Source organism: Pseudarthrobacter sp. 05T312, assembly GCF_056396685.1.
On the sequence record NZ_JBFTLY010000028.1, the window covers coordinates 1 to 22,041 of the forward strand.

Here is a 22,041-nt window from a genome sequence, read left to right on the forward strand (position 1 = left end):
CGGTCCGGAACGGCAGCGGCAACTCCTCCTTGGACGCGTCCAGTTCCTGCTGCGCCGCGTCCTCTTCCCCCTCCCGGACGATGAACCCGCCACCGACCGAGAAAAACGTCGCCGCATGCACCACATCCCCGGCAGCGTCGGTGACCGTGAACGTCATCCCGTTCGTGTGCCGCGGCAGCACCGTCAACGGCCGCAACACCATGTCCTTGACGGCATACGGCAGCGACACCGACCCGGCCAGGTTCAGGACCCCGGTCTCCGCGATAGAGGCCAGCCGCTCCTCCACCTCATCAGGCAGGATCAACTCCGGATGGAACCCCTCCAACCCCAACAGGACCGCCGTCATCGTCCCATGCCCATGCCCCGTCGCGGCCAGCGACCCATACAAGTCAACCCGCAGCGACACGACCTCAGCGAGCCTGCCGGAGGCCTTAAGCTCCTCAGCGAACACAGCAGCAGCCCGCATCGGCCCCACCGTATGCGAAGACGACGGGCCAATCCCGATCGAAAAAAGATCAAAGACACCAACAGCCATGACGGTTCCTAACTAAGTGCTAATAAGTAGGTTTCGACGGGCTCAACCACCGGTGGTTGAGCCCGTCGAAACCCATGGGGGGACTACAGCCCCGGGTACAGCGGGTGCGCTGAAGCCAAGGCCTCAACGCGGTGACGCAGCCTGGAAAGGTCGGCGTCGGCGTCGGCAATCAATGCCTCGGCGATGATGTCGGCGACCTCGCGGAAGGCAGCCTCACCGAAGCCACGGGTGGCCAGGGCGGGGGTTCCGATGCGCAGGCCCGAGGTCACCATCGGCGGACGCGGATCGAACGGGACCGCGTTGCGGTTGACCGTGATGTCGATCGCGGCCAGGCGGTCTTCTGCCTGCTGGCCGTCCAGTTCGCAGTTGCGCAGGTCCACCAGGACCAGGTGCACGTCCGTGCCGCCGGACACCACGCTGATGCCCTTTGCGGTGACGTCCGGCTGGACCAGGCGCTCGGCGAGGATGGATGCGCCGAGCAGGACGCGTTCCTGCCTTTCCTTGAATTCGGGGGACGCCGCGATCTTGAACGCGACGGCCTTGCCGGCAATGACGTGCTCAAGGGGGCCGCCCTGCTGCCCGGGGAACACGGCCGAGTTGATCTTCTTGGCAATGTCGGCGTCGTTGGAGAGGATGATGCCACCGCGCGGACCGGCGAGGGTCTTGTGGGTGGTGGAAGTGACCACGTGGGCGTGCGGGACCGGGCTGGGGTGCAGCCCGGCTGCCACCAGTCCGGCGAAGTGCGCCATGTCCACCATGAGGTAGGCACCCACGAGGTCGGCGATGCGGCGGAACTCCGCGAAGTCCAGCTGGCGGGCGTAGGCCGACCAGCCGGCCACGATGAGCTGCGGCTTCGTTTCCAGCGCCAGCCGTTCCACCTCTGCCATGTCAATGGTGTGGGTGTCTTCGCGGACCTGGTACGGGACCACGTTGTAGAGCTTGCCGGAGAAGTTGATCTTCATGCCGTGGGTCAGGTGGCCACCGTGGGCCAGGTTCAGGCCCATGATGGTGTCGCCGGGCTTGATCAGCGCGTGCATCACCGAGGCGTTGGCCTGGGCGCCGGAGTGCGGCTGTACGTTCGCGAACCCGGCACCGAAGAGCACCTTGACCCGGTCGATCGCGAGCTGCTCGGTGACGTCCACGTGCTCGCAGCCACCGTAATAGCGCTTGCCCGGGTAGCCTTCGGCGTACTTGTTGGTCAGGACGGAGCCCTGCGCCTGCATGACCGCCACGGCAGTGTGGTTCTCGGAAGCGATCATTTCCAGGCCCTCACGCTGGCGGCCCAGTTCGTCGTTGATCTTGACGGCGATTTCGGGGTCCAACGCGGACAGGTCGGCGTTGAGGCTCGGGGAGACTACCTGCTCGAACACTGCGGTGTCAGCGGGGGCACTCACAGTTCGCCACCGTTTGCTTCGGCGTATTCCTCTGCGGACAGCAGCGGGCCCTCTTCGGTGACGGTGACCTTGAAGAGCCAGCCGGCGCCGTACGGGTCGTTGTTGATCACGGCAGGGTCGCTGACGACGTCGTCGTTGACTTCCGTGACCACGCCCGTGACGGGGGAGTAGAGGTCCGAGACGGACTTGGTGGACTCGATCTCGCCACAGGTCTCGCCTGCGGTCACCGTGGAGCCAACCTCGGGCAGGTCCACGTAGACAATGTCGCCCAGTGCCTCGGCGGCAACAGCGGACACGCCCACTACGGACGGGCCGGAGCCGTCGGCGGCGATCCATTCGTGCTCGGCGGAGTACTTCAGTTCAGCGGCAACTTTAGCCATGGTGTTTTTCCTTAAGTTTGGTGTTCAAGAGTGGGGAAGCGCCGAGGCTACTTTTGACGCTTGTAGAACGGCAGGGCGATGACCTCGAACGGCTCTGCCTTGCCGCGCAGGTCGACGTCGAGGGCGGTGCCGAGTTCGGCGTGCTCGACGTCGACGTAGGCCATGGCGATCGGGTAGCCGAGGGTGGGGCTGGGCTGGCCGGAGGTCACTTCGCCCACGACGTTGCCGTCCTTGAGGACCGGGTAGCCGCCACGGCCGGCGCGGCGTCCGAGGCCCTTCAGGCCCACGAGCTTGCGCTTGGAACCGGCTTCCTTGGCAGCTTCGAGGGCGGAGCGGCCCACGAAGTCGCCTTCCTTGGACTTGAGCGCCACAACGGGGCCCAGGCTGGCGTCGAACGGTGAACGCTCGAGCGAGAGCTCGTTGCCGTAGAGCGGCATGCCGGCCTCCAGGCGCAGCGAGTCGCGGGAAGCGAGGCCGCACGGAATGATTCCGAATTCTTCGCCGGCCTCGGCCACCTTGGCCCACAGGTCAGCGGCGTCCTCGTTCGCGATGAACAGTTCGAAGCCGTCTTCGCCGGTGTAACCGGTGCGGGCCAGGATGACGTCCTGGCCTGCGATGGTCAGCTCGTTGAACGCGTAGTACTTCAGGTCGGTGACCAGTGCGTGCTGGGCCTCGTCCGTCAGCTTCAGCAGGATGGCCTCGGCCTTGGGACCCTGGACGGCGATCAGCGAGGTTGCCGCGGAGGCGTCCTCCACCTTCACGTCGAAGCCCGCAGCGCGCTCCGCCAGGGCGGCGGCGACGGTGGGTGCGTTGCCTGCGTTGGGGACCACGAGGTACTTCCCGTCACCGAAACGGTAGACGATCAGGTCATCGATGATGCCGCCGTCGGCGTTGCAGATAAGCGAGTACTTGGCCTTGCCGTCCGCGATGGCGGACAGCTTGCCCACCAGGGCGTAGTCCAGGAAGGCGCCGGCCTGCGGACCCGTGACCCAGACTTCGCCCATGTGGGAGAGGTCGAACAGGCCCGCAGCTTTGCGGACGGCGTGGTGCTCGGCCAGTTCAGAGCTGTACTTGAGCGGCATCTGCCAGCCACCGAAGTCGGTGAAGGAGGCGCCCAGTTTCTTGTGCTCTTCGTAGAGAGCCGTGTAGTTCTCAGTCATGTCAGTCTTCCAATCCGGTGGTTGAGCCAGCCGAAACTTCAAACTCGGACAGCGGCGGGCAGGAGCAGATGAGGTTCCGGTCTCCACCGGCGCCGTCGATGCGGCCCACCGGCGGGAAGTACTTGTCCTGCTTGAGGTGGTGGACGGGGAAGACAGCCTGCTCACGGCTGTACTGGCGGGTCCATTCGGAGTTCACGACGGCGGACGCGGTGTGGGGTGCGTTGCGCAGCGGTGAGTCCTGGACAGTGAAGTCGCCGTTGGCTACCTGGTCGATTTCCTTGCGGATGGTGATCATGGCCTCGATGAAGCGGTCGATCTCGGCCAGGTCCTCGGACTCGGTGGGCTCCACCATCAGCGTGCCGGCGACCGGGAACGCCAGGGTGGGGGCGTGGAAACCGAAGTCGATGAGGCGCTTGGCCACGTCCTCTGCGGTGACGCCCGTCTTGGCAGTGAGGTCGCGCAGGTCCAGGATGCACTCGTGCGCAACGAGCCCGCCTTCACCGGTGTAGAGGACCGGGAAGTACTCGTTCAGGCGCACGGCCACGTAGTTCGCCGCGAGCAGGGCTGCCTTGGTGGCCTCGGTGAGCCCTTCGCCGCCCATGAGCTTCACGTACGCCCAGGAAATCGGCAGGACGCCGGCGGAGCCAAAGTTCGAGGCGCTGATGGCCACGCCGTGGCCTTCCTGGTGCGCTGCCTTGTTGGCGTCGCCGGGCATGAACGGTGCCAGGTGGGCCTTGGCCGCCACGGGTCCGACGCCGGGTCCGCCGCCGCCGTGCGGGATGCAGAAGGTCTTGTGCAGGTTCAGGTGGGAGACGTCGCCGCCGAACTTGCCGGGCTGGGCCAGGCCCACCAGGGCGTTCAGGTTGGCGCCGTCAACGTAGACCTGGCCGCCGGCAGCATGGACAGCCTCGCAGATCTCGGTCACGTCCGCGTCGTAGACACCGTGGGTGGACGGGTAGGTGATCATGATCGCCGAGAGGACGTCCTTGTTCGCCTCGATCTTCGCGTACAGGTCCTCGTGGTCGATCGTGCCGTCCGCGGCGGTGGCGACGACGACGACCTTCATGCCGGCCAGGACTGCGGAGGCGGCATTGGTGCCGTGGGCGGAGGCGGGGATCAGGCAGACGTTGCGCTGGGTGTCGCCGTTGGCACGGTGGTAGCCGCGGATGGCCAGCAGGCCGGCGAGCTCGCCCTGGGATCCGGCGTTGGGCTGGAGGGACACCTGGTCGTAGCCGGTGATTTCCGCAAGGTCGGCTTCCAGGCCGCTGATCAGTTCACGCCAGCCCTCGGTCTGGGAGTCCGGGGCGAAGGGGTGGATGGAGGCGAACTCGGGCCAGGAGATGGCTTCCATCTCGGCGGTGGCGTTCAGCTTCATGGTGCACGAGCCCAGCGGGATCATGGTGCGGTCCAGCGCGAGGTCCCGGTCGGACAGCCTGCGGATGTAGCGCAGCAGCTGGGTTTCGGAACGGTGGGTGTTGAACACCGGGTGCTGCAGGTACTCGGAGGTGCGGAGCACCTCTGCGGGCAGCTCGAAGCCCTCGGCGTCCACCACCGGCCCGCCACCGAAGGCGACGGCGATCGCGGACAGGATTTCCGGCGTCGTGGTTTCATCCGTGGAGACACCGATGGTGTCCGCGTCGATGTAGCGCAGGTTGATGCCGCGTGCTTCAGCCGCGGTGATGACCTTGGCGGCCTTGCCGGGAACGGAGACCGTGACCGTGTCGAAGAAGGTCTCGGTGGCCAGTTCCCGTCCGGCGACCTTGAGGGTGGTGGCGAGGACGCGGGCGTTGTTGTGCACGCGCTCGGCGATGGCCTTCAGTCCGTCCGGGCCGTGGTAGACGGCGTAGAAGGAGGACACGATGGCCAGCAGGGCCTGCGCGGTGCAGATGTTGGACGTGGCCTTCTCGCGGCGGATGTGCTGCTCGCGGGTCTGGAGTGCCAGGCGGTAGGCGGGCAGGCCGGCGTCGTCCTTGGACACACCCACCAGGCGGCCGGGCATGGAACGCTCCAGGCCCTTGGCGACGGCCATGTAGGCGGCGTGCGGGCCACCGAAGAACAGCGGTACGCCGAAACGCTGCGTGGAGCCGACGGCGATGTCGGCGCCCTGCTCACCGGGAGGGGTGATCAGGGTCAGGGCCAGCAGGTCAGCGGCAACCGTGACCAGCGCGCCGCGTTCCTTGGCCTCGGCGATGACGCCTGCGTGGTTGAAGACGCGGCCGGAGACGCCGGGCTGCTGGAGCACGATCCCGTTGATCGCGCCTTCAGGGAGGCCCTTGGACAGGTCGGCGACCTCAACCTCGAAGCCGAGCGCCTCGGCGCGGCCCTTGACGATGGCGATGGTCTGCGGCAGCACGTCGGCGTCCAGGACGGTCTTGCCGTCGCGGGCGTCCTTGTTCTTGTTGGCGCGGCGCATCATCAGCACGGCTTCGGCCACGGCGGTGGCTTCATCCAGCAGCGAGGCGTTGGCGATGGGCAGGCCCACGAGATCCTGGACCATGGTCTGGAAGTTCAGCAGCGCCTCGAGCCGGCCCTGGGAAATCTCGGGCTGGTACGGCGTGTAGGCGGTGTACCAGGCCGGGGCTTCCAGCACGTTCCGGCGAATCACTGCAGGCGTGACGGTGTCGTAGTAGCCCTGCCCGATCATCTGGACAGCGGTCTTGTTCTTGGCGGCGAGCCGGCGCAGTTCCGCAAGCACCTCAACCTCGCTCAGGGCGCCCTTGAGCGCGAGCGGCTTGGACTGGCGGATCGAATTGGGGACAGCGATGTCCACCAAACCGTCAACGCTGTCGTAGCCAACGGCCTTGAGCATGGTGTCGACGTCAGCCTGGCGGCGCGCACCAATGTGCCGGTCCGCGAAGGCAGACGGTTGGGATTGAATCGTCATGAGGAACTCCAGGTTTGGCCGGCCACGGGTGGCTCGGCATGGATCGGGTCCCTCCCCGCTCTGTATTGGACCTGAGAGATTCCGCAAACCCAGCAAAGGCCTGCTTGCACCGTCGGTGAGTGCCGCCGGAGCAGCACTGCTTTCCAGAGTCGCCTCGCCGTGACGGTACATGGGCCTGAGAGATTCCTGGGGAGGATTTGCTCCTACGGCGCCTGCCCGGTGATGGCCGGGAGAACTCTCCCGCCACAGCTCGAAAGGCTTATTGAAATGTGGGTGATTCGGCTCACAAGTTACAGGATGGCGGCCCCGGGGAGCAAATCGGTCCGTCATGAAGCACGCCGGCGGGACCGTTACGCAGGTGCTGTCATGGCGGGCTTGACTTTTGTTCGTGACCGACGCCACACTGAACCCCGTGATCCGGCCGGGCAGCGGAACTGGCCCAAAGAACGCTGGGCGCTCCGTCGCCGGCTGTGATTGCCGGAGGCCCAAAAATGCGCCGTGCGGCTTGAAGTCCACAGCGGATGCACTCCGATAACTGAACACTGATTTACCAATCAACGCTTTTGACCTGCGGCGGGAGAGCCCTGCCGGTACGTTCAGCAGGCGCCGTAGGAGCAAACCCTCCCCAGGAAACTCTCAGGCCCACGTACCGCCGCGGTGAGGCAACTCTGGAAAGCAGCCAGGCCCTGTCCTGGCTCACCGACGGTGCAAGCACGCCATCCGGCGCGTGGAAACTCTCAGGTCCCAGACAGAGCGGGGAGGAAATCCAATCTTTGCGACACCCCGGGTGCCGCTCGAACGATGGAGTTCCTCAATGACGACCCATTCCCCGACGTCCCCCGGCGGCGGAGCCCCGCACCTGGAGCGGCAGCTCAGCAACCGCCACATCCAACTGATCGCCATCGGCGGCGCAATCGGCACCGGCCTGTTCATGGGTTCCGGAAAGACCATTTCGGCAGCCGGCCCCTCGGTGATCTTCGTGTACATGATCATCGGCTTCATGCTGTTCTTCGTCATGCGTGCCATGGGAGAACTGCTGCTCAGCAACCTCAACTACAAGTCCTTCAGCGATTTCGCCGCAGACCTACTGGGCCCCTGGGCCGGCTTCTTCACGGGCTGGACCTACTGGTTCTGCTGGGTCATCACCGGCATCGCCGATGTCATTGCCATCGCAGGCTACTCCCGTGAACTGTGGCCCGGGGTGCCCCTGTGGATCCCCGGCCTGGCCACCGTGGCCATCCTGCTCCTGCTGAACCTCACCACCGTCAAGGCCTTTGGCGAGACGGAGTTCTGGTTCGCATTGATCAAGATCGTTGCCATTGCCGCCCTGATCATCGTTGGCCTGTTCATGATCTTCTCCGGTTTCCAGTCCGACGCCGGCCCTGCCACCTTCACCAACCTGTGGAGCCACGGCGGATTCTTCCCGAACGAGTTCATGGGCTTCGTGGCCGGCTTCCAGATCGCCGTCTTCGCCTTCGTGGGCATCGAACTGGTGGGCACCACCGCCGCCGAGGCCAAGAACCCTGAGCGGAACCTGCCCAAGGCCATCAACTCCATCCCCATCCGCGTGCTGCTCTTCTACGTAGGTGCCCTCATCATCCTGATGGCTGTCACCCCCTGGACCGAGTTCAGGGCAGGCCACAGCCCGTTCATCGCCATGTTTTCCCTGGCGGGCCTGGGTGCCGCGGCCACCGTGGTCAACCTCGTGGTGCTGAGCTCCGCAATGTCCTCCGCCAACTCCGGCATCTACTCCACCTCGCGTATGGTCTTTGGCCTTGCCCAGGAAGGCGACGCTCCGGACGTCTTTGGCAAACTGTCCCGCCGGCAGGTGCCCCAGAACGCACTGTTCCTCTCCTGCGTGCTGCTGCTGTCCGGCGTCGTCCTCATGTATGCGGGCCAGGACGTGGGCAAGGCCTTCGACATGGTGACCACCGTCTCCGCCGTCTGCTTTGTCTTTGTCTGGTCGATCATCCTGGCCAGCTACATCGCCTTCCGCCGCCGCCGGCCGCACCTGCATGAAGCATCGAAGTTCAAGATGCCCGGCGGTGTTGCCATGGTCTGGGTGGTCTTCGCCTTCTTCGGCTTCGTGATCTGGACCCTCACCACCCAGCCGGACACCCTGGTGGCCCTGCTGGTCACCCCGGTCTGGTTCATCCTGCTGGGCGCTGCGTGGTTCATCCTCCGCCGCCGGCCCGCACACCAGGCCCGTTTTGCCACGTTCCAGGCTGAACTGCAGGCTGACCAGGACTTCACCGACGCCGCATCCGGCAAGGCTGTCCGTCCGGGTGCCGCCGCAGAAGCGGGGGAAGAGCGGGTCAAGCGGTGATCGGCACGGAAGCCCGCACGTCGCAGGCCGGCACGGCCGCGGCCGGGCAGCTCCAGTCCCTGGTGCCGGAAACGGGCAACGAATTCGTGCTGACGTTCCATTGCCCGGATGCCCTTGGCATTGTCCAGGCGGTGGCGGCGTACCTGCTGGAGCAGGAATGCTACATCGTGGACATCAAACAGTTTGGCGACAGGGCAAGCGGCCGGTTCTTCATGCGCGTCCACGTCACCTCACAGGTGGAGGTGGAACTCGACCTCCTCCGGGCCGGTTTTGAACAGGTGGCCCAGGAATGGCAGATGGATTGGCGCCTGGAACGCCACGGCCGCAAGCAGCCCATCCTGGTGATGGTGTCCAAGTACGACCACTGCCTCAACGACCTCCTGTTCCGCGCCCGCAGCGGTGAGTTGCCCGTCCGGATTGCCGCCGTGGTGTCCAACCACCCGGACCTGGAACCCCTGGCCGCCTGGCACGGTGTTCCGTTCCACCACATCCCGGTCACGCCGGACACCAAGGCGGAAGCCGAGGATCGCCTGCTGGAGCTGGTGGACCAGTACGCCGTTGAACTGGTGGTGCTGGCCCGCTACATGCAGGTGCTCAGCGATGAAGCCACTACGCGCCTTAGCGGCAAGGCCATCAACATCCACCATTCGTTCCTGCCCAGCTTCAAGGGGGCAAAGCCGTACCACCAGGCCTATGAACGGGGTGTCAAGACGGTGGGTGCCACTGCCCATTACATCAACTCGGAACTGGACGAAGGGCCGATCATTTCGCAGCAGGTCATCGAAGTGGACCACACGTATTCCGCTTCGGACCTGGTTGCGGTTGGCCGCGACGCCGAATGCAAGGCGCTCACGAATGCCGTCCGCTGGCACGCTGAGGGGCGGATAGTCCTCTCCGGCAACCGGACGGTCATCCTCCGCTAGCTGCAGGCCCGTCCACGCTGCCGGCGCCCGCACTCCCTCCAATCGGAGGGGCAGGCGCCGGCAGCCGTGGCACCACATTTCAATAAGCCTTTCGAGCTGTGGCGGGAGAGTTCTCCCGGCCATCACCGGGCAGGCGCCGTAGGAGCAAATCCTCCCCAGGAATCTCTCAGGCCCATGTACCCCATGCCGAGCCACCCGTGGCCGGCCAAACCTGGAGTTCCTCATGACGATTCAATCCTTCATGGCATCAGCCGCAGCACCGATTCCCGTGGAAGGACAGGCCTCCGGTTCCGGGGCTGCGCTGCCAATCCGCATGCAGGTCAGACCCACCGAGGACCTTGCCGCCCTTGTCCAGGCACACGTACCAGCCGGCACGGCCCTGACGGTGACCTGCCTGCCGCGCCAGGGTGTGGGCCCCACCATCCGGACAGCCATCGAGCTTGCCTACCTCGGCTTCGAGGTTGTCCCGCATCTGGCCGCACGGAGTATCGAAAGCCGTGGCCAGCTGGCCGGTGTGGTCCGGAACTGCCACGATGCCGGCATTACCGAAGTGTTCGCCGTCGGCGGTGACGCTGGGGAACCGGCCGGACCCTACGACAGCAGCCTTCCGCTGCTGGCGGACCTCGCCGAGCTGTCCGGCGGCACCATCCGGGCCGGCGTGGCGGGCTACCCGGAAGCCCATCCCGGCCACAGCGAACTGCACATGCTTGATGCCCTGCTGGAAAAGCAGCACCTGGCCTCGTCCGTGGTGACGCAGCTGTGCTTCTCAGCCCAACGCATCCAGTGGTACGCCGAAACGCTGCGCCGGGAAGGGGTGAGGCTCCTTGTCTGGGCCGGAGTTCCCGGCGCCGTTCCCCGGGCGCAGCTCATCCGCGCCGCACTGAAAATCGGTGTGGGACCGTCCCTCAAATTCCTGAATCGCAGGGGCCCGCTCGGCCGCCGCCTGCTCAAGGACGGCCTCTACTCACCGCAGGCGATCATGGCGGAGCTGGAGGGCGGCGGGGCTGTGGAGGGTGTGCACCTGTACACGTTCAACAACCTGGCGGGCGCCGGCAGCTAGGGACAAGCGGCAGGGAAGAACAATGTGCCGCCCGCAAAGTTCAGCATGCTTAGTGTTTGTCCACATAGGATGGATAAGCACGGCAGCCCACCCGCTGCAGGTCGATTTGAATGAAGGTGACCATGGCCAGGCGCAGCAATCCCGCAGTACGAATCGCACAGGAAACCGCCCATAACGCAATGTTCGATGCCGACGGCAAACCCAAGCCCGGCGTCCACAATATGCTCCTGAAGGCAGTGCAGGTCCAGCGGCCCTTGGTGGTGGGCTATATCCGCCGGCTCCAGAAGAAGCATCCACGGGCCACCGCAGCACAGCTGGCGGACATCGCGGAGCGGGACTACCTGCGGGCGGTGGCCGGCGGGGGTGCCCTGGTGGGCGCCACCGCCGTCGTCCCGGGTGTGGGCACCGTCGCGTCGCTGGGACTTTCCGCGGCCGCGACGGTTGGCTTCCTGGAGGCGACAGCCCTCTATGCGACGTCGCTGGCGGAGCTCCACGGCATTCGCCTCACCAACCCGGAGAAGGCCGGCACCATGGTCATGGCCATCATGCTGGGCGAGGAAGGAACCGCCCTCCTCGGAACGCTGAGCGGACAGGCGGCCGGTGGAGCAAAGCCCGCCGACGTCTGGGGAAATGTGCTGTCCAGGTCCTCTATCCCGGGGTTCGGCAGCGTCCGGAAGCGGATCCAGAACGCCTTCCTCAAGAACCTGCTCAAGCGGCAGGGCACCGCACTGTTCGGAAGGGCGCTGCCCTTCGGCATAGGGGCGGTTGTGGGCGGAGCCGGTAACCTCGTGATGGGCCGTGCAGTGGCCAAGAACGCCCGGGAGGCGTTCGGACCCATGCCGGACACCATCCCCGGGGAGCTGACCGCGGCTGCCGGGCCGGACAACCTGACCCTGGAAGGCAACATCCTTGGATCTCAACGCTGACGTAGGCCAATCATTCGGTTCCTGGACCGCGGGAGGCGATCCGGCGATGTTCCAGCTGGCCACCAGCGCCAACGTAGCCTGCGGCCTCCACGCCGGCGATCCCGTCACCATGCTGGATACCTGCCGGGCCGCCTACGACCTGGACGTCACCGTGGGTGCGCACCTGGGCTACCGCGATTTGGCCGGGTTCGGCCGGCGTTCGCTGGACATGAGCTTTGATGAGCTTTTCGGCGACGTGCTGTACCAGCTGGGCGCGCTGGACGGCGTCGCGCATGCCGTGGGTGCCTCGGTGGACTACGTGAAACCGCACGGTGCGCTGTACGACACGCTGATCCACGACGCCGAGCAGGCTTCCGCGCTCGTGGCTGCTGTGAACGCCTACGATCCCGGTCTGCCGATCCTGGGATTCCCCGGTTCGGAGCTGTTGAAGCAGGCCAAGGAGGCCGGCCACCCTGTATTCACCGAAGCCTATGCCGACCGTGCCTACTTCGCCGACGGCACCTTGGTGCCGCTGTCCAGGGAAGACGCCATGCTGGACGACGTCGACACGATCGTTGAGCGGGCCGTGCGGCTGGCAACAAAAGGCGAAGTGGTGGCCGTTGACGGTTCGGTGGTCAGGGTCCAGCCGGACTCCCTGCGCCTGCCCGGCGGCAGCCCCGCAGCCGTAGAGGCGGCGGCCCGTATCCGGGCAGGTCTTGAGGCTGCAGGCGTGGAGCTGGAGGCTTTCGCGTAGAAGGCGGCGTGCTCCGGACTTCGGCGACGGACTCAAGGATTACCGACCCAGGGGCTGTGGACCCAGGGACTACACCCATCCACTACGGGCGTTGGACTGTCCACGGCTCGTCATCCCGACGGCACTAATGGCGTCGCGAGGAGCTCTGCCCAGAGCGGATCGTCAGCCGGCAGGTCGTTGAGGTCCACGTATCTGTCGTCGTCTGGTTCCCACTGCGGGAGGTTTTCGAGGCTGGCCTCCAGACAAGGGCAGAGGGAAGCGACGTCCCGTTGAAGCCACGGCGGCTGGATTCCCGGTGGCCAGTGGGTTGGTTCTGCTTCCCGGAGTTCGGGGTTGTAGTGCCTGCCTGTCGGTGAGGTCCAGCCGGGTGGTTCATTCTTGTTGGCCTGGTCGGGTGTCCATTGGCTGTGGTGTTTGAGTCGATGGTGTTTAGGGCAGAGCTGTGCGAGATTGCTGGTTCCGGTGGTGCCGCCGTGTTCCCACGCTCGTAGGTGGTCTGTTTCGTTGTCGGGGGTTTTGTTGGTGCAGCCGGGGAAGGTGCATTTGGCGTCCCGCAGGCGGATCCAGCGTTTGATGGCCCCGGTGAGCCGGTAGTTTTTGCGGCCGATTTCCAGTGGTGCCCCGTCGCGGGGGTCGATGAGGACCCGGTAGAACGATTCCGCCCCGTCGGCGACAAGTTTGCGGGCCATGGACGCCGGGATCGGCCCAAAACCATCCAGTACGCCGGGTTCATCAGTCTGGCCGAGCAGGGAGAATACGGGCACCATCACCAGGACGTCGGCCCGCGGCGCAGGGACCTTGCTGAGTTCAGTGGCGGTTACAGCGCCGAGAAGCAGGGACGCTGCGATGTCGGGGCGGAGCTGGGTGAGGGTGCGGGGTTCGTCGGGGCCTTGGAGGCCGCGGGCGGTGGCGGTGGTGCGGTTCCAGATCGCGCACGCGGTGTCGCCGGGGAGGTAGAGGGAGAGCCAGGCCATGCCGTCCTTGTCTGGGGTGTATTCCATCCGCCGGTCAGCCACGCCCTTTGCATGGCGTTTCTCGATGGAGTCCGGGTGGTGGCGTTCCCGCCACGCCCGGACCTTGGCCCGGAACCGGGACGGAACGAGCTCCCCGGGCGCTGCGCCCCGGGCGGGGGTGGGGTGCGGCGGGGTCGAAGAAATGCGCCACCAAAGACGCCGCGCCCTCAGTGGTGAGGCCCTCGGTCTCATCGGCGACAATCCGGGCGTGCTGCCACGACATGTCCCCGGCGGACAGCGCCTCGATCACCAGCGGCAGGGAACAGATCCGGCGGGACTGCTCCACCAACGCCCCCGCTGCCGCGGAGCTGATGGTCAGCACCCCGGCGATCTCCTCGACCACCGACATGTCCGCGTAAGTGCGGTCCTGCACCGAAGCGTCCGGCGGCGTCATCGCCTGCTGCAGTTCAACGGCTCGGGCAGCCTGCCGGGACTTTAGCGCCGCGAGTTGAGCTTCCAGCCGGGCCACCAGCTCCAACCCTTCCAGGCACAGCTCATACCGGCGCTGGAACACGTCAATATCTCCAGCCGCAGCTTTCAGCGCTGAATGTTCGAGGTTCCGGTCCTCAAGAGTGAGCGCATCCAGGGCAGCAACAGAGGCACGAACACCCTCCAAAGCTGCCCCAGTACCACCGCCGATTCCCATACCGACATCATCCATCGAGGCACTGACATTTGAAGCCGCCCCCGCCTAACCGCCTGGCAAGCCGGGCCAACCGCTGCTAAAGGTGCCTGGACCCTAAAAAGCGCGTGCCGCCGTCGTAGTCATTACCGCCGCGCAAATCCGGAACGAACAACGGCCGCGAGAGCGTCATCCAAAAATGAGCTGCGCCACCGTGAAAATCGCCAGCCCGGCCAAGGACCCCACCACGGTGCCGTTGATGCGGATGAACTGCAGGTCCTTGCCCACCTGGAGCTCAATCTTCTGCGAGGTTTCCTCGGCGTCCCAGCGCGCAACCGTATCCGTGATGACCCCGGCGATGTCGGAGCGGTAGGTCCGGACCAGGTATCCCGCGGCGTCGCCGATCCAGGCGTTGACCTTGCCGGCCAGCTCCGGGTCCTGCACCAGGCGCGACCCAAAATCGCGCACCGCTGCCTTGAACTTGATGGTGAGCTCGCTGTCCGGATCGTCAATCGCACCCAGCAGCGCGTTCTTGACGGTGCCCCAGGTCCGGGACGCGAGCTCGCGCACCTCGGGATCACCCAGGACCTGCGCCTTGATGTCCTCTGCCCGGGCAATCATCGCCGGGTCATGCTGCAGGTCCTGCGCGAGGTCGTTCAGGTACTTGTCGATCGACTGGCGCACCTGGTGGCGGGGGTCGGCCTGGACGGCGCGCACGAACTTGAGGATCTCGAGGTAGACCTTGTCGCCCACCAGGCCGTCAACGAACTGCGGAACCCACGTGGGGGAGCGGTCGGACACCAGGCGGGTGACGGTCTCGTGGTTGTCATCCACCCAGTCCGCGGCGCGGTCCACCAGCAGGTCCACCAGCGTGTGGTGGTGCCCGTCGTGGAAAACCCGCTCCGCCAGCCTGCCCACAGGGGGTCCCCACGGCGGAGCAAGCAGGTGCTTGCGGACCATGCCCTCGATGACGGCCTGGACGTCGTCGTCATTCAAAACCTTGAAAGCGCCGCGGATCACCGCAGCACCTTCCTTGGCCACCCGGTCGGCGCCGCCGGGCGCGGCCAGCCATTCACCTGCCCGGCGGGCAATGTTGACGCTGGCCAGCTTGTCCTGCACCACCTGTTCGGAGAGGAAATTGGTCTCCACGAACTCACCGAGGGAGGCGCCGATCTGGTCCTTGCGGCGCGGAATGATGGCTGTGTGCGGAATCTTGATGCCCATGGGGTACTTGAACAGCGCCGTCACGGCGAACCAGTCGGCCAGTGCGCCCACCATGCCGCCTTCAGCCGCCGCACGCACGTACTGCAGCCACGGATACTCTTTCTGAAGAGCGAACGCGAAGACAAAGATCACGGCCATGGCGATCAGCAGGCTCAGCGCGAGCAACTTCATCTTCCGCAGCGCTGCCGCCTTTTCGGCGTCACCGGCACCAAGCTGGCGGTTTACGACGGCGCCTGCCGCCGTAGTGCCCGGCTGCGGCTCCCGCGCTGGTTCGGTGGGTGCTTCCTGCGTGGTTGGCCCAGTAGTTGCCTCAGAGTTCACCTGCATGTGCCAAGCCTAGCCCTGAAGGTGGGGGCCGGTCGGCTACCGTGTGTCCATGACAATTGACGAGTCAGTGCCGCAGCGGCCGCTGGTCTTTGCCCACCGCGGTTCCAGCGGCACGTATGCCGAACACACCCGCGCCGCCTACCTCCAGGCCCTGGCCGACGGCGCAGACGGAGTGGAGTGCGACGTCCACCTCACGCGCGACCAGCACGTAGTCCTGCTCCATGACGCCAACCTGGACCGCACCTCGGACGGGACGGGCCCTGTGGCCGACCGGACACTGGAGGAGTTGCGCCAGCTGGACTTCTCGTCCTGGAAGGGCGTCCGCATTCCCGAAACGTTCGGGGCACGCTCCGAACAGCTCCTGACCCTTCCGGAACTGCTGGACATCCTTCGCGGAGCGGGCCGGCCCGTGAAACTCGCCATCGAGCTCAAGCATCCCAGCCCGTACCAGCTCAAGCTGGAGGACCGGGTCCTGGAGGTGCTGCGCAGCGAAGGGTGGGAACCGCAGAGTTCAACCGTGGACAACGTGGCCGTGACCTTCATGAGCTTCAGCCCGGATTCAGTCCGGCACCTGCTCCTCTCGGTACCGCCGCAGTACATTTGCCAGCTGGTGGACGATCTCACCATCCATGAAATCCGTGGCGGACTGGGGGTTGGACCAATTACCGGCGGCGCCATCGCAAACCTGATGAAGGCCACCCAGCTGGAGGGCGAACGGATCCTGGACGACCGGGAGGTGGGGATGGCCGGTCCCGGCATCGAATATGTCCGGGAACGCCCCGAGACAGTCCGCCGCTGGCTGGACTCCGGCCGCCGCTTCAGGGTGTGGACCGTGGATTCCCCTGAGGACGTGTCCCTCTGCCGGGACTTGGGCATCCAGGAGATCACCTCCAACGTACCGGCGCGCGTCCTGGAACAGCTCCACGTGGCCGCACCGCAGGGAAAGTAGTGCGGACATGACCGCCCCCGGCACACCGTCCGCGCCCCGCTGGTGGGCGGGGAAGCTCGACGTCGAAGGGCTGGCGCTGCAGTCGGTGGAAGCCGCGGCCCAGGCGCTGAACCTGTACTCGGGGACGCCCGGCCGCTTCAGCACCACACCCGAACTGACCGCCCCCGCCTTCGATTCCTTCGGCCACCTCCGGATTGCGGGGCGCAAGCCGCAGGGCTTCGCGCCCCTGTCCGGATTCCGGCAGACCGCCGACGGCTGGATCCGGCTGCACGCCAACTACCCCCACCACGAGCAGCGGCTCCTGCACGCGCTGGCTGCCACTACCGCGGAGGATGTGGACAGGAAACTCCGCTCCATGGCCGCGCTGGACGCCGAGGCCGCCATCCAGGAACTGGGAGGGATCGCCGCGGCCGTCCGGACCCGCAGTGAATGGCTCGCGACGGACATGGGCCGGGCGGCCGGTTCGGGACCCTGGGTCACGGTGGAGTATCCGGACGGCACCACCGGTGGCTTCGGACTGCGGGAAGCTGCCGCGGCAACAGGCGCCGCTGCCGGCACGGCTCACGGCGCCGGGGACCTGCCGCTGGCCGGGCTGCGGGTCCTGGACCTGACGCGGGTCATCGCCGGTCCAGTCGCTACCCGGCTGCTGGCCGCGCTCGGGGCAGACGTCCTGCGGATCGACCCGCCCGCCTTTCCCGAGATCCAGGACCAGTTCGTGGACACGGCGTTCGGCAAGCGCAGCGCAGTACTCGACCTGGGGCCGGCAGTAAACCAGCAGGACCTCCAGCAACTCCTGGCCGGCGCGGATGCCGTGGTCACCGGCTACCGGCACGGGGCCCTGGACCGCTTTGGCCTGAACCCGCGGGAGTTGCTGGCAGCCCGTCCGGAGCTGGTGGTGGTCACCTTGGACAGCTGGGGAAGCGCGGGGCCCTGGAGCGGCTTGCGCGGCTTCGACAGTATTGTCCAGGCCGCCTGCGGAATCGCCCATACCTACGGCATGGAGGGCGACGGCGGGTGGCGCCCGGGTGCGCTGCCGGTCCAGGCGCTGGACCACGCCACCGGCTATGGGGTGGCCGCGGCCGCAGTCCGCCTCCTGGCCGCGCGCCGTCGGACCGATTTGGGCGGTGCCGCGCACCTGTCGCTGGCCCGCACCGCTGAGGAGCTGTTTTCCCTGACCAAGGGGGAAAACCCTTCCAGCCTGAATGGTCCAGCCAGCACCGAAAGCCCTGCTGAACTCCACGCCCCCGAATATCGGTCCGTGGCCAGCAGTTATGGGGAGCTGCGCTACGTTGGGCCGCCCCTGCTTGACGCGGGACATCCCCTGGATTTTCAGTCGCCGCCGCCACCGTATGGGAGCTCGCGGGCCGCCTGGCTGTGAAGACCGGCAGCGCAGCGGTGGCGCCGTTGCCGGGTGCCCCTATCGCCGCTGTGCCCCGTCGCCGCGATGCTGCAGGCGCCGGTTTCTGGGCGGCGCTTCGGCTGTGGTTGAGTGGTTCCATGTCTTTTCCCAGGTCCGGCACCGCTGCTAAGGGCTTGTCCGCTCCTTCCCACTCCATCCAAGGCCCGGCCCTGCGGCACGTGTCCGCAGCGGCCATGGGAGCCCTTCTCCTGGCCAGCGCCGGCAAGCATTTCCGGGACCCAGGTTTTTACCGTGACGTCGTTCCCGAGTACTTGTGCCGGCAGGACCCGGCGCCCGGCGAACCCCGCAGCAGCACACCCCAGCATCCCTGGGCCGTCCTGTCCAGGGACGAATGGATCGCCCTGAGCGGCCTGCTGGAGCTCGCCGCCGCCGTCGGAATCCTGCTCCCGCCGACCCGAAAGCCCACAGCAACGGCCCTCACCGCCATGTTCACGGCATTCCTGGCCGGGCATGTTGATGCCCTCCTGAGGGCGTATGGGCCGCAGGGCACGCCGAGCCGCCGGAAGATCCATACCCTGCGGCTTCCCCTCCAGGCTCCGCTGATCCTGTGGGCGTGGAGCCTGCGAAAGGCCGCGGGCAACCCGGGAGGCCGGGGGTGAAGCTGCTGGCTTCGCCGGCGGTGAAAGTGGGCATCTCCATCAGTATTGCCACCGGTCTTTACGGCATATCGTTCGGCGCGCTGGCGGTAACGTCCGGGCTCAACTTTTGGCAGGCCATGGCGTTGAGCCTGCTCCTCTTCAGTGGCGGCTCCCAGTTCGCGTTCATCGGGGTGGTGGCAGGCGGCGGTTCCGGCGTTGCGGCAATGAGCGCGGCCACCCTCCTGGGCATGCGCAACGGCATCTACGGCATGCAGCTGAACGCGCTGCTCCGGCCCACCGGCTGGCGCAAGTACGTTGGGGCACAGTTGACCATCGACGAATCCACGGCCACCAGCACCGGCCAGACGGATCCGGCCGAACAGCGCCGCGGCTTCTGGACGGCGGGCGTGGGGGTCTACGTGCTGTGGAACCTCTTCACGGCCGTGGGCGCACTGGCCGGCAGCGGGTTGGGCGACCCCAAGCAGTGGGGCCTTGACGGGGCCGCCGTCGCCGCTTTCCTGGCCTTGCTCTGGCCCCGGCTCAAAGGGCGCGAGCCGATCGCCATCGCGGTGGTTTGCGCCGTGGCTACGGTGGTTGCCGTCCCCTTCGTACCGGCGGGCGTGCCCATCCTGGTGGCCGCGGTCGTTGCCGCGGTGGTGGGTTGGTTCAGCCACGGCCGCCGCGACGAAGGCCTTGAGCCCGACGTCGAACCCTACGGCGGCCACCACGGCAATCACCCCGGCGGCGGCCGTCACAGGGGCGCCCACCTGCAGGGCCGGGATGGCCAGGGAGGAGCCGAGCGCAGTGGAGCGGAGCGGCGGGAAGCTGCGGACCCGGAGGCGGGGGCATGACCTTGTGGATCTGGCTGCTCATCGCCTGCGTGCTCGCCTATGCCTGGAAACTGGTGGGCTACTTCGTCCCCGCCAAATTCCTTGAAGATCCGCGCACCTCACGCGTCGCGGGAACCATGACGATCGGCCTGCTGGCCTCGCTGACGGTGGTGAATGCTGTGGTGTCAGGGCAGGGACTTGCCGCAGATGCCAGGCTGGGAGCGCTGGCCGCGGCCGCGATCGCCCTGGTACTGCGGGCTCCGTTCCTTGTGGTGGTGATCGCCGGAGCCGGCACGGCGGCGCTGCTGAGGATGCTGGGCTGGAGCTGATCCCGTGAATCCACGCCGGGATGCAGTGACGTGGGTCACTTTCCTGGACGGGTGCCAGTTGTACTATGGGATCGGCTTATGCAGTTGGCCATGGAATTCCTTATTGAACGGCAACCATGGAAAATCAGCTGCACTCACCCGGCGGGTTGGCGGGCAGGATCCGCCAAAAGAACGCCCGACGGCGGGCGGGCCTTCCCGCCAAACGGTTCTTCAGGCGTTTTTCCGGACTTTCGGACGTGCCGGAAGCGGAACTGGAGATCCTCTCACAGCGGCTCCGGGAGGCACTCGACCTGGATCCGTCGTCGTCCGTTCCTGCCCTTCAAGCCCTGCTGCGGGAGGAAATGCGCAGGCGGGCAGACGCAGCCCGGGCCTAGTGGCCCAACATTCCGGCCGCCATCTGTGATGCACTGGATGAGAGGCAGCCCACACCCAGGCGGCCACCGAAGGAGGATCCGAGATGGACGAACAGTCACGGCCTGTTGGGCCGCACGGCGGCCAGGGCGCCGAGGATACCGGCAGGAACGCCAGGGAAGAACATGGCGCCGGGGTGCCGCCAGAACAGTCCGCCAAGCCGCGGGCCACCTATCTGGACCCCCGCGGCTCGGAATCAACGCGCGAGCTGCGGGACACCGCCAGGCGCCGGCGGGATGCGGAGGAGAAGCTCCAGCAGCACCTGATGGAAGCAAAGGACCACGTTCCCAACGAGTTCCATGAGCACCCCGGCCGCGGCTACCAAGGGCACGGGCACGCCGAACACGGGCACTCGGACGCTGGGCACGGCAGCGAACCCCGCGACGGGGACAGCGCCGCTGGCGAAAAGGGCGCGGAGAAGCCCTGAGCCAATGTGGGGAATCGGAACGGGTAGCTAGGCTACTCCGTGGGCTGCGCCGTCAGGGGAGACGGACCGGCGGCCGCATTCCTCCACGCCCATCTCGTACCAGACCTGCGCGCCAAACTCGGGTTCGGGGGTATCGAGGTTCTGGAATAGGGCGTCAAGCAGTTCGACCAGCTCGCCGGCGGCCAACTCGGGCAGGACTTCCTCCGGCCCGCGGGGGTCCGTCAGGTAGTGGAGAAGCTTCGAGTGGTTCATTGCAGTGCGGCCGTTGTGTGGGGGTCAGGCGCGAAGTGCATGGGGTCGCTCCAACGTGGAAGTGCCGAGGCTGGCTGCCTAACCCCACCTCAGAGTTTATTGCACGTACCTGCTGGTAACAATGGAACGGGCCGTTAAATGGGCTCCCTCAGCGGAAAAGCCTGGCAGCGGCAATACCCTGCCAGGCTATTCAGCCCGAGCGCCGGGCTGGGCCTACGTGCTGGACCCAAGCGCGGCGGGGACAGGTACGAGCACCGGAAGCGGGCGTGATGGCCGTACCGTGCGGATTGCATCTTCCACGAGCGCAAGCGGCCTGCGCCAGGCATCGGAACCCGGCTCCATGGTGTCCACCACGCCGATCAGCATGGCCAGCAGCCGGAACATGTCCGTCATGGAAATGTCCGGGCGCAGGCTCCCCTGGCCCTGCCCGCGGACCAGCAGCACGCCCATGGATTCCATCAGCGAGCCCGTGATCCCGGTCAGGAGCTCTCGCCGGCCCGCCACCGCACACAGCAGGTTGGCGTCGTCGCTCGCTGCGGCCATCAGGGCTTCGAGGACGCGCAACATGCCTGCGGCAGCATCGATATCGGCGAGGGCACCGTCCAAGACGGGGTCCACCGTGAGCCGGAGCTGCCGGTTGAGCGCTGCCAGCACCAGTTCTTCCTTGTCAGCGAAGTTTCGGAACAGGGTTGCCGGGCCAACGCCGGCGGTGGTTGCGATGGTCTGGAGCGGTACCTCCGGGCCGAACTCGCGGAAGCACTGGCGCGCCGCAGTAATGATTTTGTCCACGTTCCGCGCTGCGTCTGCGCGGAGGGGCTTTCGGGCGACTGCGAGGCTCATGCCCAAAAGGGTAGCAACGGAGCCTCCTGCCACCATGGTTACTTCGGGGTAGCCCCTTATGTGACGCAGCTGGCCGGCACCCCGGCGATGGGGCTTTCGGCGGCTGCATGGGAGACTGGGGAGCATGTTGCTTGCATTTTCAGTTGCCCCGTCAGGCGTTCCCACCGAGGGTTCCAGGCCCAACGACGCGTCAGTGCACGACGCCGTTGCGGCCGCAGTGAAGATCGTCCGCGAGTCCGGGCTGCCCAATAAAACGGATTCCATGTTCACCACAATTGAAGGCGAGTGGGACGAAGTGTTCGACGTCGTCAAGCGCGCCACCGAAGCCGTAGGGCGTTACGGCAGCCGCGTTTCACTGGTGATCAAGGCGGATATCAGGCCGGGCTACAGCGGCGAGCTGACGGCGAAGGTTGACCGCCTGGAGAAGGCGCTGGTGCAGGAGCCCTAACCGGCTTTCGAGGGGCCGGATTGTCTGGACCGCCGGGACGCCGCGTGCCA

At 66.5% G+C, this 22,041-nt stretch carries 22 protein-coding genes and 3 riboswitches; of the genes, 13 read left to right on the forward strand and 9 right to left on the reverse strand.

What is annotated here, in order from left to right:
• The 5 genes from AC1DIP_RS21845 to gcvP form a co-directional block, all read right to left on the reverse strand.
• A partial coding sequence (locus tag AC1DIP_RS21845) for a serine dehydratase beta chain (RefSeq protein WP_477735072.1) occupies positions 1–535 on the reverse strand: 535 nt, incomplete at its 3' end.
• 83 nt (positions 536–618) lie between these two features.
• Entirely contained in the window at positions 619–1,929 is a 1,311-nt protein-coding gene (glyA, locus tag AC1DIP_RS21850) for a serine hydroxymethyltransferase (RefSeq protein ID WP_477735073.1), read from the reverse strand.
• Positions 1,926–2,309 (reverse strand): glycine cleavage system protein GcvH, encoded by a 384-nt coding sequence (gene gcvH / locus AC1DIP_RS21855; protein ID WP_477735074.1) that lies wholly within the window; start codon positions 2,307–2,309, stop codon positions 1,926–1,928. Before gcvH ends, glyA begins: the two co-directional genes overlap by 4 nt.
• A gap of 47 nt (positions 2,310–2,356) precedes the next feature.
• Positions 2,357–3,469, reverse strand: coding sequence for a glycine cleavage system aminomethyltransferase GcvT (gcvT, locus tag AC1DIP_RS21860; RefSeq protein ID WP_477735075.1), 1,113 nt, complete (start codon positions 3,467–3,469; stop codon positions 2,357–2,359).
• A gap of 1 nt (position 3,470) precedes the next feature.
• Entirely contained in the window at positions 3,471–6,353 is a 2,883-nt protein-coding gene (gcvP, locus tag AC1DIP_RS21865; RefSeq protein ID WP_477735076.1) for an aminomethyl-transferring glycine dehydrogenase, read from the reverse strand.
• 153 nt (positions 6,354–6,506) lie between these two features.
• Positions 6,507–6,606, reverse strand: a riboswitch (glycine riboswitch).
• A gap of 311 nt (positions 6,607–6,917) precedes the next feature.
• Positions 6,918–7,015, forward strand: a riboswitch (glycine riboswitch).
• Between the two features lie 152 nt (positions 7,016–7,167).
• Between gcvP and cycA the strand changes: the two genes are divergently transcribed.
• The 5 genes from cycA (at position 7,168) to AC1DIP_RS21890 (ending at position 12,321) form a co-directional block, all read left to right on the forward strand.
• The gene (cycA, locus tag AC1DIP_RS21870) at positions 7,168–8,679 is read left to right on the forward strand and encodes a D-serine/D-alanine/glycine transporter (protein ID WP_477735077.1); all 1,512 of its coding nucleotides are present in this window, start codon (positions 7,168–7,170) and stop codon (positions 8,677–8,679) included.
• Positions 8,676–9,602, forward strand: a complete 927-nt coding sequence (gene purU / locus AC1DIP_RS21875; RefSeq protein WP_477735078.1) for a formyltetrahydrofolate deformylase — start codon at positions 8,676–8,678, stop codon at positions 9,600–9,602. Before cycA ends, purU begins: the two co-directional genes overlap by 4 nt.
• A gap of 92 nt (positions 9,603–9,694) precedes the next feature.
• Positions 9,695–9,793, forward strand: a riboswitch (glycine riboswitch).
• 32 nt (positions 9,794–9,825) lie between these two features.
• The gene (locus AC1DIP_RS21880; RefSeq protein ID WP_477735079.1) at positions 9,826–10,662 is read left to right on the forward strand and encodes a methylenetetrahydrofolate reductase; all 837 of its coding nucleotides are present in this window, start codon (positions 9,826–9,828) and stop codon (positions 10,660–10,662) included.
• 122 nt (positions 10,663–10,784) lie between these two features.
• Positions 10,785–11,588, forward strand: coding sequence for a hypothetical protein (locus tag AC1DIP_RS21885; protein ID WP_476211826.1), 804 nt, complete (start codon positions 10,785–10,787; stop codon positions 11,586–11,588).
• Positions 11,572–12,321: a LamB/YcsF family protein gene (locus tag AC1DIP_RS21890; RefSeq protein WP_477735080.1), complete on the forward strand. Its 750-nt coding sequence runs from the start codon at positions 11,572–11,574 to the stop codon at positions 12,319–12,321. Before AC1DIP_RS21885 ends, AC1DIP_RS21890 begins: the two co-directional genes overlap by 17 nt.
• Positions 12,322–12,431: 110 nt before the next feature.
• Here AC1DIP_RS21890 and AC1DIP_RS21895 read toward each other — a convergent pair whose 3' ends face one another.
• Entirely contained in the window at positions 12,432–13,526 is a 1,095-nt protein-coding gene (locus AC1DIP_RS21895) for an HNH endonuclease signature motif containing protein (RefSeq protein WP_477735081.1), read from the reverse strand.
• 619 nt (positions 13,527–14,145) lie between these two features.
• On the reverse strand, positions 14,146–15,507 hold the full coding sequence (locus AC1DIP_RS21900; protein WP_477735082.1) for a DUF445 domain-containing protein: 1,362 nt from the start codon (positions 15,505–15,507) through the stop codon (positions 14,146–14,148).
• Between the two features lie 49 nt (positions 15,508–15,556).
• Here AC1DIP_RS21900 and AC1DIP_RS21905 point away from each other — a divergent pair, with 49 nt between their 5' ends.
• The 7 genes from AC1DIP_RS21905 (at position 15,557) to AC1DIP_RS21935 (ending at position 20,451) form a co-directional block, all read left to right on the forward strand.
• Positions 15,557–16,456 (forward strand): glycerophosphodiester phosphodiesterase, encoded by a 900-nt coding sequence (locus AC1DIP_RS21905; protein ID WP_477735083.1) that lies wholly within the window; start codon positions 15,557–15,559, stop codon positions 16,454–16,456.
• Between the two features lie 7 nt (positions 16,457–16,463).
• Positions 16,464–17,834 (forward strand): CoA transferase, encoded by a 1,371-nt coding sequence (locus AC1DIP_RS21910; RefSeq protein ID WP_477735084.1) that lies wholly within the window; start codon positions 16,464–16,466, stop codon positions 17,832–17,834.
• A gap of 215 nt (positions 17,835–18,049) precedes the next feature.
• Positions 18,050–18,475, forward strand: coding sequence for a DoxX family protein (locus AC1DIP_RS21915; protein ID WP_476211827.1), 426 nt, complete (start codon positions 18,050–18,052; stop codon positions 18,473–18,475).
• On the forward strand, positions 18,472–19,305 hold the full coding sequence (locus tag AC1DIP_RS21920; RefSeq protein WP_476208851.1) for an AzlC family ABC transporter permease: 834 nt from the start codon (positions 18,472–18,474) through the stop codon (positions 19,303–19,305). Before AC1DIP_RS21915 ends, AC1DIP_RS21920 begins: the two co-directional genes overlap by 4 nt.
• On the forward strand, positions 19,302–19,613 hold the full coding sequence (locus AC1DIP_RS21925) for an AzlD domain-containing protein (RefSeq protein WP_476208852.1): 312 nt from the start codon (positions 19,302–19,304) through the stop codon (positions 19,611–19,613). The genes AC1DIP_RS21920 and AC1DIP_RS21925 overlap by 4 nt, the downstream gene beginning before the upstream one ends.
• A 116-nt stretch (positions 19,614–19,729) precedes the next feature.
• Positions 19,730–19,987: a hypothetical protein gene (locus AC1DIP_RS21930; RefSeq protein ID WP_476208853.1), complete on the forward strand. Its 258-nt coding sequence runs from the start codon at positions 19,730–19,732 to the stop codon at positions 19,985–19,987.
• Between the two features lie 83 nt (positions 19,988–20,070).
• Positions 20,071–20,451 carry a hypothetical protein gene (locus AC1DIP_RS21935; RefSeq protein WP_476208854.1) on the forward strand — a complete coding sequence of 127 codons (381 nt, stop codon included), beginning with the start codon at positions 20,071–20,073 and terminating at the stop codon, positions 20,449–20,451.
• 27 nt (positions 20,452–20,478) lie between these two features.
• On the opposite strand, the gene AC1DIP_RS21940 is transcribed toward AC1DIP_RS21935, so the two are convergent.
• Both AC1DIP_RS21940 and AC1DIP_RS21945 read right to left on the reverse strand, forming a co-directional pair.
• Positions 20,479–20,703, reverse strand: coding sequence for a hypothetical protein (locus AC1DIP_RS21940; protein WP_476208855.1), 225 nt, complete (start codon positions 20,701–20,703; stop codon positions 20,479–20,481).
• A 213-nt stretch (positions 20,704–20,916) separates the two neighbouring features.
• Positions 20,917–21,543: a TetR/AcrR family transcriptional regulator gene (locus AC1DIP_RS21945; RefSeq protein ID WP_477735085.1), complete on the reverse strand. Its 627-nt coding sequence runs from the start codon at positions 21,541–21,543 to the stop codon at positions 20,917–20,919.
• A gap of 124 nt (positions 21,544–21,667) precedes the next feature.
• On the opposite strand from AC1DIP_RS21945, the gene AC1DIP_RS21950 reads away from it, so the two are divergent.
• Entirely contained in the window at positions 21,668–21,991 is a 324-nt protein-coding gene (locus AC1DIP_RS21950) for a thiamine-binding protein (protein ID WP_476208859.1), read from the forward strand.
• Positions 21,992–22,041 lie beyond the last annotated feature (50 nt).